This is a genomic window from Mesobacillus maritimus, from assembly GCF_044803185.1.
Taxonomy (GTDB): domain Bacteria; phylum Bacillota; class Bacilli; order Bacillales; family Cytobacillaceae; genus Mesobacillus_B; species Mesobacillus_B maritimus_B.
On the sequence record NZ_CP085225.1, the window covers coordinates 895,219 to 907,516 of the forward strand.

General features: G+C 39.9%; 11 protein-coding genes and 1 pseudogene. 9 read left to right on the forward strand and 3 right to left on the reverse strand.

Annotated features, from left to right (window positions below; all coding sequences use genetic code 11):
* The first annotated feature begins 117 nt into the window (after nucleotides 1-117).
* From pdhA to ltrA, 5 genes and pseudogenes are all read left to right on the forward strand, one after another.
* A complete protein-coding gene (gene pdhA / locus LG336_RS04390) occupies nucleotides 118-1,236 on the forward strand; it encodes a pyruvate dehydrogenase (acetyl-transferring) E1 component subunit alpha (RefSeq protein ID WP_404331343.1) in 1,119 nt (372 codons plus the stop codon).
* 3 nt (nucleotides 1,237-1,239) lie between these two features.
* On the forward strand, nucleotides 1,240-2,217 hold the full coding sequence (locus LG336_RS04395; protein WP_404331344.1) for an alpha-ketoacid dehydrogenase subunit beta: 978 nt from the start codon (nucleotides 1,240-1,242) through the stop codon (nucleotides 2,215-2,217).
* A gap of 157 nt (nucleotides 2,218-2,374) precedes the next feature.
* Nucleotides 2,375-3,700, forward strand: coding sequence for a dihydrolipoamide acetyltransferase family protein (locus LG336_RS04400; protein ID WP_404331345.1), 1,326 nt, complete (start codon nucleotides 2,375-2,377; stop codon nucleotides 3,698-3,700).
* 3 nt (nucleotides 3,701-3,703) lie between these two features.
* Complete coding sequence (gene lpdA, locus LG336_RS04405) at nucleotides 3,704-5,113, forward strand: dihydrolipoyl dehydrogenase (RefSeq protein ID WP_404331346.1); 1,410 nt, start codon at nucleotides 3,704-3,706, stop codon at nucleotides 5,111-5,113.
* A gap of 619 nt (nucleotides 5,114-5,732) precedes the next feature.
* A pseudogene (ltrA, locus tag LG336_RS04410) lies at nucleotides 5,733-6,990 on the forward strand (group II intron reverse transcriptase/maturase).
* Nucleotides 6,991-7,073: 83 nt separating this feature from the next.
* On the opposite strand, the gene LG336_RS04415 reads toward ltrA, so the two are convergent.
* A complete protein-coding gene (locus LG336_RS04415; RefSeq protein ID WP_404331347.1) occupies nucleotides 7,074-7,469 on the reverse strand; it encodes a small peptidoglycan-associated lipoprotein in 396 nt (131 codons plus the stop codon).
* 505 nt (nucleotides 7,470-7,974) lie between these two features.
* The gene (locus LG336_RS04420) at nucleotides 7,975-8,409 is read right to left on the reverse strand and encodes a DUF1885 family protein (protein WP_404331348.1); all 435 of its coding nucleotides are present in this window, start codon (nucleotides 8,407-8,409) and stop codon (nucleotides 7,975-7,977) included.
* A gap of 158 nt (nucleotides 8,410-8,567) precedes the next feature.
* Between LG336_RS04420 and LG336_RS04425 the strand changes: the two genes are divergently transcribed.
* Together LG336_RS04425 and LG336_RS04430 are read left to right on the forward strand one after the other, a co-directional pair.
* A complete protein-coding gene (locus LG336_RS04425; protein ID WP_404331349.1) occupies nucleotides 8,568-8,867 on the forward strand; it encodes a DUF3055 domain-containing protein in 300 nt (99 codons plus the stop codon).
* Nucleotides 8,868-9,078: 211 nt separating this feature from the next.
* Nucleotides 9,079-9,201, forward strand: coding sequence for a GapA-binding peptide SR1P (locus LG336_RS04430; RefSeq protein ID WP_404333093.1), 123 nt, complete (start codon nucleotides 9,079-9,081; stop codon nucleotides 9,199-9,201).
* 86 nt (nucleotides 9,202-9,287) lie between these two features.
* On the opposite strand, the gene LG336_RS04435 is transcribed toward LG336_RS04430, so the two are convergent.
* Nucleotides 9,288-10,757 carry an aminotransferase class I/II-fold pyridoxal phosphate-dependent enzyme gene (locus tag LG336_RS04435; RefSeq protein WP_404333094.1) on the reverse strand — a complete coding sequence of 490 codons (1,470 nt, stop codon included), beginning with the start codon at nucleotides 10,755-10,757 and terminating at the stop codon, nucleotides 9,288-9,290.
* A 211-nt stretch (nucleotides 10,758-10,968) separates the two neighbouring features.
* Between LG336_RS04435 and LG336_RS04440 the strand changes: the two genes are divergently transcribed.
* Together LG336_RS04440 and LG336_RS04445 are read left to right on the forward strand one after the other, a co-directional pair.
* Nucleotides 10,969-11,931: an NAD(P)H-dependent flavin oxidoreductase gene (locus LG336_RS04440; RefSeq protein WP_404331351.1), complete on the forward strand. Its 963-nt coding sequence runs from the start codon at nucleotides 10,969-10,971 to the stop codon at nucleotides 11,929-11,931.
* 76 nt (nucleotides 11,932-12,007) lie between these two features.
* Nucleotides 12,008-12,280, forward strand: a complete 273-nt coding sequence (locus LG336_RS04445) for a UPF0223 family protein (RefSeq protein WP_404331352.1) — start codon at nucleotides 12,008-12,010, stop codon at nucleotides 12,278-12,280.
* Nucleotides 12,281-12,298 lie beyond the last annotated feature (18 nt).

Sequence of the window (12,298 nt, forward strand, 5' to 3'; positions counted from 1 at the left end):
TATTGAACTCGAATAAAATGTATTTTTCAACTCCAAAAGGGAAGTTTCACCTGCTTTTGGGTACTCTATTATGGATAATAATTAAATTGTGTATAAGAAAGGAAGAGGTGACGATAGATGGCATCGAAAACAAAAACTACTTCACTTGATTCTGTTGCGAATCTAGAGAAAATTGAAGACCAGTTTGAGACACTGCAAGTTCTGAATGAAGAAGGAGAAGTAGTAAACGAAGCGGCTATGCCGGATATTTCGGATGAACAACTTCAAGAATTAATGAAGAGAATGGTGTATACAAGAATTTTAGATCAACGTTCCATTTCCTTGAACCGTCAAGGGCGTTTAGGTTTCTATGCTCCTACTGCTGGACAAGAGGCTTCGCAATTGGCTACTCAGTTTGCCTTGGAGAAAGAAGATTTCATTCTGCCAGGATACCGTGATGTTCCACAAATCATTTGGCATGGTCTACCATTATCCCAAGCTTTCCTATGGTCTAGAGGTCACTTTGAAGGAATGAATATTCCTGAAGGTGTAAATGTGCTTCACCCGCAAATCATTATTGGTGCTCAGTACGTACAAACTGCTGGGGTTGCGCTGGGAATGAAGAAGCGTGGTGCGAAATCAGTTGCGATTACTTATACAGGTGATGGCGGTACATCTCAAGGTGATTTCTATGAGGGAATCAATTTTGCAGGTGCCTATAAAGCTCCAGCCATTTTTGTTGTGCAAAACAATCAGTTTGCAATTTCTACACCTGTAGAAAAACAAACTGCTGCCAAAACTTTGGCTCAAAAGGCTGTTGCGGCAGGTATCCCAGGGATTCAAGTTGATGGTATGGATCCATTAGCGGTTTATGCTGCAACTCGTCAAGCTCGTGAACGCGCTATCAATGGCGAAGGACCGACACTTATTGAGACATTAACGTACCGTTATGGCCCACATACAATGGCTGGCGACGACCCAACTCGTTATCGTACTGCAGACCTTGATAATGAATGGGAAAAGAAAGATCCACTTGTTCGTTTCCGCAAGTTCCTTGAGAAGAAAGGAATTTGGAGCGAGGAACAAGAAACTGAGGTAATCGAAAAGGCTAAAGAAGATATTAAGGAAGCAATTAAAAAGGCTGATGCAGCACCTAAGCAAAAGGTTACTGATTTAATGTCTATTATGTATGAAGAAGAGATGCCACAAAACTTAAAAGAACAATATGAAATGTATAAAGCAAAGGAGTCGAAGTAAGCCATGGCGCAAATGACAATGATTCAAGCAATTACTGATGCACTGCGCACAGAATTGGGAAATGATCCGAATGTATTAATATTCGGTGAAGATGTGGGCGTAAATGGCGGCGTATTCCGTGCAACTGAAGGCCTTCAAAAAGAATTCGGTGAAGATCGCGTCTTTGATACACCGCTTGCAGAATCTGGTATTGGTGGGTTGGCTGTCGGACTAGCTTTACAAGGGTTCCGTCCAGTTCCTGAAATCCAATTTTTCGGTTTTGTGTTTGAAGTGTTTGATTCCATTGCCGGGCAATTAGCACGTATGCGTTATCGTTCTGGTGGCAGATATACTTCTCCTGTAACCATTCGTTCACCATTCGGTGGAGGGGTACATACTCCTGATATGCACGCGGATAGTTTAGAAGGTCTTATGGCTCAAACACCTGGAGTTAAGGTTGTCATTCCATCGACTCCATATGATGCAAAAGGACTTCTCATTTCATCCATTCGTGATAATGATACAGTTGTTTTCCTTGAGCATATGAAACTATATCGTTCATTCCGTCAAGAAGTTCCTGAAGGGGAATATACGATTCCACTTGGAAAAGCGGACGTTAAGCGTGAAGGAACGGATTTAACAATTGTCACTTATGGTGCAATGGTACACGAATCATTAAAAGCTGCAGAAGAGCTTGAAAAAGAAGGTTATTCTGCTGAGGTAATTGACTTACGTACTGTAAGTCCACTTGATATGGAAACAATTATTGCTTCTGTTGAAAAAACGGGACGTGCAATTGTAGTACAAGAAGCCCAAAAACAAGCTGGAGTTGCAGCAAACGTTGTTGCTGAAATTCATGATCGTGCAATTTTAACATTGGAAGCACCTGTATTGCGTGTGGCTGCACCTGATACTGTCTTTCCATTCCCACAAGCTGAAACAGTTTGGCTCCCAAATTACAAAGATGTTATTGAGACAGCAAAAAAGGTTCTTACTTTTTAATTAATAAGAGCGAGCAAAGTATAAATTACAACTTAGAACGATCTAGTGTCTGTGCCATGAAATAAGGTTGGCGGACCGAAATATGAAATAGATTTTGGTCCGCCAACACCTAGACTATATGGTAACTTACGCTTTAACTAATAGGAGGGTGATATCAGTGTCATTCCAATTTAAAATGCCAGATATTGGTGAAGGTATTCATGAAGGAGAAATCGTCAAGTGGTTTGTAAAAGCCGGTGACAAAGTTCAGGAAGATGACGTACTTTGTGAAGTTCAAAATGATAAAGCAGTTGTAGAAATTCCTTCCCCTGTTGCAGGAACTGTTGAAGAAATTCTTGTTGAAGAGGGTACAGTTGCTACAGTAGGACAAACCTTGATTTCCTTTGATGCACCAGGATATGAGGACTTGAAATTCAAGGGAGATGACGAAGACGCTCCTGCTGAAGAAGCAAAAGCAGAAGCTCCAACTCAGGCAAATACTGAACAGCCAAAAGTACCAACAGGCGGAGCAACAACAGGTGCAAAAGCTGATGTAGAGGTAGATCCAAACCGTCGAGTAATCGCGATGCCATCTGTACGTAAATATGCTCGTGATAATGGGGTGGATATTCGTCAAGTGGCAGGATCAGGTAAAAACGGCCGCGTACTAAAAGAAGATATTGATCAATTCAAAAATGGTGGTGCACCAGCAGCTACAGAATCACCAGCTGCTGCACAAGAAACAAATGCACCGGCTGCAGAAGAAAAGGCGGCTACACCACAACCAATTCCACAAGGGCAGTACCCAGAGACTCGTGAAAAAATGAGTGGAATCCGTAAGGCAATTGCCAAAGCAATGGTTAATTCTAAACATACAGCGCCACACGTAACCTTAATGGATGAAATTGATGTGACAAAACTAGTGGCACATCGCAAAAAATTCAAAGAAGTGGCTGCACAAAAAGGAATTAAGCTTACATTCCTTCCGTATGTGGTAAAAGCTTTAACAAGTGCATTACGTGAGTACCCTGCATTGAACACTTCTCTAGATGATGCAACAAGTGAAATTGTTCATAAGCACTATTATAATATTGGAATTGCAGCGGATACTGAAAAAGGTTTGCTTGTACCAGTGGTAAAAGATGCGGATAGAAAATCTGTCTTTACAATTTCTGATGAAATCAATCAGTTGGCAGTGAAAGCTCGTGATGGTAAACTAGCTCCAGACGAAATGAAAGGTGCATCATGCACAATTAGTAACATTGGTTCTGCAGGTGGACAATGGTTCACTCCAGTCATTAACCACCCAGAAGTAGCTATTCTTGGTATTGGTCGTATTGCTGAAAAGCCAATTGTTCGCGATGGTGAAATTGTTGCAGCTCCTGTCCTAGCGCTATCACTAAGTTTTGATCACCGCATGATTGATGGGGCAACAGCACAGAACGCAATGAATCATATTAAACGCTTGTTGAACGATCCAGAATTATTGCTAATGGAGGCGTAAAAAATGGTAGTTGGAGATTTTCCGATTGAAACAGATACTATAGTTATTGGTGCAGGACCTGGTGGATACGTGGCAGCTATTCGTGCTGCTCAGTTGGGTCAAAAAGTAACAATCGTTGAAAGAGGTACAGTTGGTGGAGTTTGTCTAAATGTCGGCTGTATACCTTCTAAAGCACTCATTTCAGCGGGGCATCGTTTTGAGAATGCTAAGCATTCTGAGGAAATGGGTGTCATTGCTGAAAATGTTACTCTTGACTTTTCAAAAGTTCAAAAGTTCAAAGAGAGTGTTGTTAATAAGTTAACAGGCGGAGTTGAAGGCTTGTTAAAAGGAAATAAGGTAGATATCGTTAAGGGAGAAGCATTTTTCGTGGATGCTAACACCCTACGCGTAATGGATGATAACTCGTCTCAATCTTATACGTTTAAGAATGCAATCATTGCAACGGGTTCTACTCCATTAGAAATTCCTGCATTTAAATATTCTAAGCGAATCCTTGATTCTACCGGAGCTCTAAACCTAACTGAGCTTCCAAAGAGTATTGTGGTAATTGGCGGTGGATATATCGGTACTGAACTTGGGGGCGCATATGCTAGCTTTGGTACTAAGGTAACCATTCTTGAAGGAACAGACGAGATTCTTAATGGCTTTGAGAAGCAAATGTCATCCCTTGTTAAGCGGAAGCTTAAGAAGAAAGGTGCGGAAGTCATCACAAATGCACTTGCGAAGAATGTCGATGAAAGAGAAGATGGCGTAACCGTTAATTATGAGGTTAAAGGCGAAGCGAAGAGCATTGATGCCGATTATGTATTTGTCATGATTGGACGTAAGCCTAATACTGAAGAAATGGGTCTTGAGCAAGTAGGTATCGAGATTGGTGAGCGCGGAGTTATCAAAGTAGATAAGCAATGCAGAACCAATATCAGCAATATCTATGCTATTGGTGATATCGTTCCTGGACCTCCACTTGCACATAAGGCTTCTTATGAAGGCAAAATTGCTGCAGAAGCAATTGCTGGACATGCTTCAGAAATCGATTATCTTGGAATTCCTGCTGTTGTATTCTCTGATCCAGAATTGGCTTCAGTTGGATATACAGAGGCATTGGCTAAAGAAGAAGGCATTGATATCGTTGCTGCTAAGTTCCCATTTGCTGCTAATGGACGTGCTCTTTCCTTGAATGAATCTGATGGATTTATGAAACTTATTACAAGGAAAGAAGATGGCCTTATCATTGGTGCTCAAATTGCTGGTTCTGGAGCATCTGATATGATTGCTGAATTAGGTTTAGCGATTGAAACAGGGATGACAGCTGAAGATTTAGCAATGACCATTCACGCACATCCAACATTGGGTGAAATCACTATGGAAACTGCCGAAGTTGCCTTGGGGAACCCAATTCATATTATTAAGTAACTTCTTCAATAAGAAACCCTTCCCCTTAATGGGGAAGGGCTTTTTTTTTTTTTTTTTTTTTTTTAGTGCGCCCAGCATGGGTCCAGTCTATAGGATGCAAGTCCCGAACTGTGAAGGCAGAAGTAGCAGTAGCTTAACGCAAGGGTGTCCGTGGTGACGCGGAATCTGAAGGAAGCGAGCGGCAAACCTCCGGTCTGAGGAACACGAACTTCATATAAGGCTAGGTATCATTGGATGAGTTTGCTAAACAAAACAAAGTCCTTTCTGCCGAAGGTGATACAGAGTAAATGGAGCAGATAGATGGAGGGAAAGACTGTACTCTTACCTGGGGAGGTCTGGCTGGAAAGCCGAGCACACTCGGTAAACTACTCTGAGAAGAGTAGCTGAGCAGTCAGAAGTCAGCAGAGGTCATAGTACTTGACTAGCTATAGATAGTTAAGGAAGGACTGAACATTTAGGAAGAATATACACTAGGCGTTCACTGGTTATGATGATACAGACAATCCATTAATGGACTTACTTGAAGGAGGACGTGGTGAATTCCACTGGGGACTTTAAGAGGGTGGAATAAGCAGTGGCACAATCAGAACGTATATTCACGAGAAAGGATTGTATCGGAATGATGGAACGACTACTGTCGCGGGAAAATCTACTTTCGGCATTAAAACGAGTCGAAAAGAATAAGGGTAGCCACGGTGTAGATGAAATGCCTGTAAAATCCCTACGAGCGCATCTTCTACAAAACTGGCAAGAAATCCGAAATTCAATAGAGACTGGAACTTATGAGCCTATGCCAGTCAGACGTGTCGAAATCCCGAAACCGAATGGCGGCATACGTTTATTAGGAATTCCTACCGTGACAGATCGTTTGATTCAACAAGCGATAGCCCAAATATTAACCCCAATCTATGACCCATCCTTTTCCGAAAATAGCTACGGGTTCAGACCTAGAAGAAGAGCACATGACGCTGTTAGGAAAGCAAGGACATATATAGAAGAGGGCTATAGATGGGTAATAGATATGGATTTAGAAAAGTTCTTCGACAAAGTAAATCACGATATGCTTATGGGACTCTTGGCGAAAAGAGTTAAAGATAAGACGCTTCTAAAGTTAATTAGAAAATACTTAGAATCGGGAATTATGATAAACGGAGTGGAGATTATCAGTGAAGAAGGAGTTCCTCAAGGTGGACCACTTAGTCCACTATTGTCCAATATTATGCTAGATGAACTCGACAAGGAACTAGAGAGAAGGGGACATAAATTTGTCCGTTACGCAGATGACTGTAATATCTACGTTAAAACCAAGAAAGCAGGTTTACGTGTTAAAAGCTCTATAACTGCCTTCATTGAGAAGAAACTCAAGCTAAAAGTGAATGAGGGGAAAAGTGCAGTAGAACGACCGTGGAAACGAAAGTTTCTTGGATTTAGCTTCACATCACACCGGAATCCTAAAATCCGTATCGCAAAAGAGAGTATAAAGAGAGCTAAAAATAAAATAAAAGAACTGACATCAAGGTCGAAATCCATCTCAATAGAATTACGCATTGAGAAATTAAATGAATACCTTGTAGGTTGGTGCGGATATTTTGCGTTGGCCGATACGCCAACTCCCTTTAAACAACTAGATGAAACAATTCGAAGAAGACTTCGGATGTGCCTGTGGAAACAATGGAAACTACCTAAAACCAAAGTAAAAAGGCTCATTTCTTTAGGAGTTCCAAAAGAAAAAGCCTTTGAATGGGGAAATTCACGTAAGAAATACTGGCGCATTTCTAATAGTCCTATTTTTAAACACAACGCTTAATTTAGAATTTTGGCGAAAACATAAGCTGAAAAGTCTAGTAAATAGATACAATTACTTACGTCATACCTAAGTGAACCGCCGTATACCGAACGGTACGTACGGTGGTGTGAGAGGTCGGGGGTTAGTCACCCCCTCCTACTCGATTATTACGGTTTAATCGGAAGTAGCAGCGATATCCCTTGAAAGAAATTTGGTGATTGGTGCGATAATCTCGTCTTTTGAAACTCTGCCATGAATCTTCACGACTACTTTATCTTGATAAAAAACAACTAAAGCTGGATGCTTTTCTACTTCTAAGAGCTTGTCATATTTACTGGCTTTATTCCCTGACAAAACCATCATATTGTCAAACTCCTCTGGAAATTCCCGCTTCAATTCAATGATTGCATCATAGTAGGCCGCTTCATTATTGTAGTTAGCATCATCAGAAAAGAAAATAATTTGTTTTGCATCATACTCCAGTCCTAGTTCCTCGTATTTGCTCATACTGCTGCAGGAAGATGTAAATAATAGGAAGGTAGCTGTTAAAATCATTGACAGGCCTTTCATCTTCTTCCCTCACTTTACGAGATTTCTGTATCATTATTGTTCGCTGAATTTGAATACCGTTCCACGCTAATAACGTCATTTTATCACAGGGTTTTCCGAAAATTCGCTCTGTCATTTAAATGTTACATAAATGAAAAATATCCTGAATTTCCTAACATATACTGTTAACTAAAGAGTATAAACTATGGTAGCTGCTGGAATGGTGGTGCAGACAATATGAAAGTTTACTTAGTCTTATTACTGCAATGGGTAATTTGGAGTGCTTATTCTTTTACGGAATGGTTATCTAAGCATGATCACCCTTTATATAATGGAATGATGTTTATGATATTTCTATATCTCGCAGTCAAGAGTGGGAACTATTTTATAAAATCAACCTCAAAAACCTTATTTACAACCTTAGTGAGTTTGAGTATATATGTATCTTTTTATCTCATGATGGCTCTATTTTAATTTTAATGTTAAAAGAGAATAAAAAATGACCTCACTATGAGGCCATTTGTTTTCATTTTCTTGGGTAGTAATACATGATTCGCCCATTGAATAGGTGAAGTTCTCCTTTGAGTTTTTTACCAAGAAATTTACAGAACTCATTTGCTTTTCCTTTGTCTCCGTGTGTTGCGCTATCTGGCAGTGTTACTTGTATGTACATTTGTTCACGTTGACTTCCATCATCGTCAACCAATGTCTCGCGATCAATCCCTAAAGCAATTGCATTGTATCGATCATGATCCGACTTTAAGTAAAACCAGATGCCCTCACCATCTGCTGATTCCTTTATTTCATAAGGGAAAGCGGAGTATTCATAGTCCCAATCTAATTGGGTGCCTGTTTTCGCTGTTATTTCTTTATAGTAGGAAAACAAAGATTTAATCTCGTCAGTAGTGATTGTTTGTTGAATTGATGACGGGACTAGTTTAATATATGCGTTTTCAGCCATGGTCCAACCCCCTAATATTCTTACCTATCATTATAATGATAGCATCTGGGAAAATAAGCGACAACAGATTGTAACAATTTAAAAGGGGAGTGACCTTGAATAATTGATTTTTTTAGTTTATAATTTTCTTAAGATTCAAATAAAGGAGGAGATGATTTATGGGATTGTTCGAAAAATTATATGACGAACATGAAAAAGTACAAGTGAGATTTACAGGATTCACTACAGAAGATACGCGTTATGATTTTGGAGTCATCTATACGAATATGTTCTTCGGCAAACCGCTAATTGTCTGTATGCAAACAGGACGATCAGCCCTCCTCGACCCAGCTGACCTTGATAATATTGAGTATCTGCAGAACGCATTCCACATTAAGGAAACCAAACAAGCAGCAGATTTGGCTGAGTTTTTTCAGTCAGAACTTCCCATTATGCCGTTCCAAACACAATATGAGTAATGAGAAAACCAGGTCCCTATTGGAGGCCTGGTTTTTTATGAGTCATAAAGATGTAAACTCTCATGATTTTTGTCCAATTTTGAAGAAAAAAACATCAATGTGTTATACAAATTAGGCTTGAAATTTTAATAGTGTTATATTATTATTGATTTAGATACTTTATAAGCGCTTTCAACTAATAATATTAATGTGGGAAAAGGGGTTTGAAATGATGGGAACAATCGTATGTCAAACTTGCAACTCAACAATCGAACATTTTGAGGATGAAAAAGTTACGGTTCTTTATTCGAACAATTGTAACTGCCACCAAAAAGATTATAACCAAGAAAAGTAATCATATAAAATGGGTATGCGGAGTCGTCCGCATACCCTCTTTTTTTGGCTCCGATTGAGTCTATAAGAGTTCTAAGAATCAACCAATTACCTAATAGCTTTATGTTCCTTTATAACACGTATCATTTTTAGACTATCATCCTCTGGTCCTTGAACTGGGAGTCCAGCCTCTACATTCATTTGAATATAACGAAGGTTTTCTGCAGTAATAATTTCACCTGGGATAAAAATTGGAATCCCTGGAGGATAGACCATAACAAATTCTGCAATAATTCTACCCTCTGATTCAGAAAATGGAATTACTTCCGTTTCAGAGTAAAAGGCATCCCTAGGCGTTAAAGCAAGCAAGGGAATATCTGGTAGCATGACCTGTGCATGTATTCTCTCTGCACGTTCATGAAACTCGTCTGAGAGCTCTTGTAGAGCTTTAACAAGCAAATCGCCTTCTGCCTGTGTATCCCCAGGTGTAATAAGGCATAGAAGGTTATATAAATCTGAAAGTTCAACTTCAATATTATATTTTTCACGAAGCCATTTTTCTACATCATAACCTGTTATTCCGAGGTCCTTAATGGAAATAATGAGCTTTGTTGGATCATAGTTGTAAGTTGCCTTTGTCCCCAAAATCTCTTCTCCAACACAGTAAAGATGGTCAATCTTATTGATGCGTTCCCTTAGAGAATTAGCAAGACTAATGGTTCTGTCGATTAAATCCCTTCCCTCCGTTACTAGTCTTCTTCTTGCTACATCGAGAGACGCAAGAAGGAGATAGGAGGTAGAAGTTGTTGTAAGCATCGAAATGATGGACTGAACGCGCTTGTAGGAAACAAGTCCGTCCCTTACATTTAGGATTGAACTTTGAGTCATTGAACCACCAAGCTTGTGAACACTTGTCGCCGCCAAATCTGCTCCTGCCTGCATCGCAGATAGCGGAAGTTCATCATGAAAATGAATGTGAACGCCATGTGCCTCATCCACCAGTACGGGAACATCATAGGAATGGGCAACTTCAACAATCTTCTTAAGGTCTGCAGCTACTCCAAAGTAGGTCGGATTGATGACGAGCACCCCTTTGGCATCAGGGTGTTGCTCTAATGCCTTTTCCACCGAATCAGTGGTAATTCCGTGGGAAATCCCTAGTTTTGAGTCTATTTCCGGGTGGATAAAAATGGGTACTGCCCCTGAAAAGACAATGGCAGACATAACTGATTTATGGACATTTCTTGGGACAATAATTTTATCCCCAGGTCCACAAACTGTCATAATCATCGTCATAATGGCTCCACTTGTCCCTTGGACAGAGAAGAAGGTATGATCAGCACCAAAAGCTTTTGCCGCCAAATCTTGAGCTTCTTTAATGATTCCTTTAGGGGAATGTAAATCATCAAGTGGACCAATGTTTATTAAATCGATTGACAAAGCATTGTCCCCAATAAATTCTCTGAATTCTGGGTCCATCCCAGTTCCTTTTTTGTGTCCGGGTATATGGAATTGAACTGGGTTCTTTTTGGCATGCTGGATTAATGCACTAAATAATGGTGTTTCATTCTGAGACAACAATAGCGGGTACACCTCTTTACTTCATATTACTTTACGTATTTTTACCAAAAACAAATGAATTATAGCATTATTCATATCCTTTGCATAGAAAAGAAAATCGACTATTTGACTTAAATGACTTCCTTCTTATATATTCCCCTGTTTTTGATGAATAAAAAGGAAAGTTTACATGAAAAGAGAATATTTATTCGAGAGGGGAGATGGGAAAATGAAATGGGAAACAAAAATCACAAAATTACTAGGCATTAAATACCCGATTGTTCAGGGGGGCTTAGCATATCTTGCTTATTCAGATCTGGCTGCAGCGGTTTCTAATGCCGGAGGGCTTGGGCAAATTACCGCTATGTCACTAGATAGTCCAGATGCGTTGAGAAAGGAAATTAAACGGGTAAAGGAACTAACAACTCAACCATATGGGGTGAATTTCGCGATTGGTCAACATGGAAGACCGTATTCTGAATTCCTTGATGTAGCCATCGAGGAAAAGGTACCTGTTATTACAATGACAGGAGGGAACCCTGCTCCAATTTTTAATCAGCTACAGGGAGTGGATGTGAAAAAATTAGTGTTGGTGGCTGCGAAAAGACAAGCCCAAAAAGCGGAAGAGCTAGGTGCTGATGCCGTAATGGTTGTCGGACAGGAAGGGGGTGGCCACCTTGGGAAAAATGATACGGGAACAATGGTGCTGATTCCTAGTGTTGTCGACGCTGTTAACATACCTGTTATTGCATCGGGTGGAATAGGGGATGGGCGTGGATTAATGGCAGCTCTTAGCCTTGGAGCAGAAGGAATAGAGATGGGGACACGTTTTATTGCTACCAAGGAATGTATTCATGCAAACCATACATATAAACAACGGCTTGTTAAGGGAACCGAAAATGATACGGTGATTATCAAACGTTCGATTGGGGCTCCCGCTCGGGCCATTGCAAATGAGTGGACCACAAAAATTTTAGAATTAGAAGAGAAATATGGGGATTATGAATCTTTAAAAGACTACATTAGTGGAGAAGCAAATAAAGAATACATTTATAAAGGAATTGAAGAAAAAGGATTTGCGTGGGCCGGGCAAGTAATGGGTCTCATTAATGATGTTCCGACAGTTAAGGATTTAATGGATAGGATTATTCTAGAAGGTGAAGGGATAAGAACTAAGTGGGCTGTGAGGTAAAAAGTTTCATTTGCACCTGTAGGTCTCTATGTGTACAATCAAAAAATATAGACTATTAAAAGCAGGTGTTCATTAAATGGAATATCAATATCCTATTGATCATACTTGGACAACGGATGAAATTATCGACGTCATTCATTTCTTTCAATATGTGGAGAATGCATATGAAAAAGGGGTAAGTCGGGAAATACTAATGGATTCCTACCGTCGATTTAAGGAGATAGTTCCGAGTAAGTCTGAGGAGAAAAAACTTTTTAATCAATTTGAAGAGGAAAGTGGATATTCGTCCTATCATACTGTGAAAAAAGCAAAAGAGGCGTCCGCCGGAGAGAAAGTAAAGATTAAATAGAAAGCGAAGCACCCTGTA

Bases quoted from the DNA above. Each gene is read 5' to 3' on its own strand.
- LG336_RS04445 (WP_404331352.1), top strand. From the start codon at position 12,008: ATGGAATATCAATATCCTATTGATCATACTTGGACAACGGATGAAATT.
- LG336_RS04415 (WP_404331347.1), bottom strand. From the start codon at position 7,469: ATGAAAGGCCTGTCAATGATTTTAACAGCTACCTTCCTATTATTTACA.
- pdhA (WP_404331343.1), top strand. From the start codon at position 118: ATGGCATCGAAAACAAAAACTACTTCACTTGATTCTGTTGCGAATCTA.
- LG336_RS04440 (WP_404331351.1), top strand. From the start codon at position 10,969: ATGAAATGGGAAACAAAAATCACAAAATTACTAGGCATTAAATACCCG.
- LG336_RS04425 (WP_404331349.1), top strand. From the start codon at position 8,568: ATGGGATTGTTCGAAAAATTATATGACGAACATGAAAAAGTACAAGTG.
- LG336_RS04430 (WP_404333093.1), top strand. From the start codon at position 9,079: ATGGGAACAATCGTATGTCAAACTTGCAACTCAACAATCGAACATTTT.
- lpdA (WP_404331346.1), top strand. From the start codon at position 3,704: ATGGTAGTTGGAGATTTTCCGATTGAAACAGATACTATAGTTATTGGT.
- LG336_RS04395 (WP_404331344.1), top strand. From the start codon at position 1,240: ATGGCGCAAATGACAATGATTCAAGCAATTACTGATGCACTGCGCACA.
- LG336_RS04420 (WP_404331348.1), bottom strand. From the start codon at position 8,409: ATGGCTGAAAACGCATATATTAAACTAGTCCCGTCATCAATTCAACAA.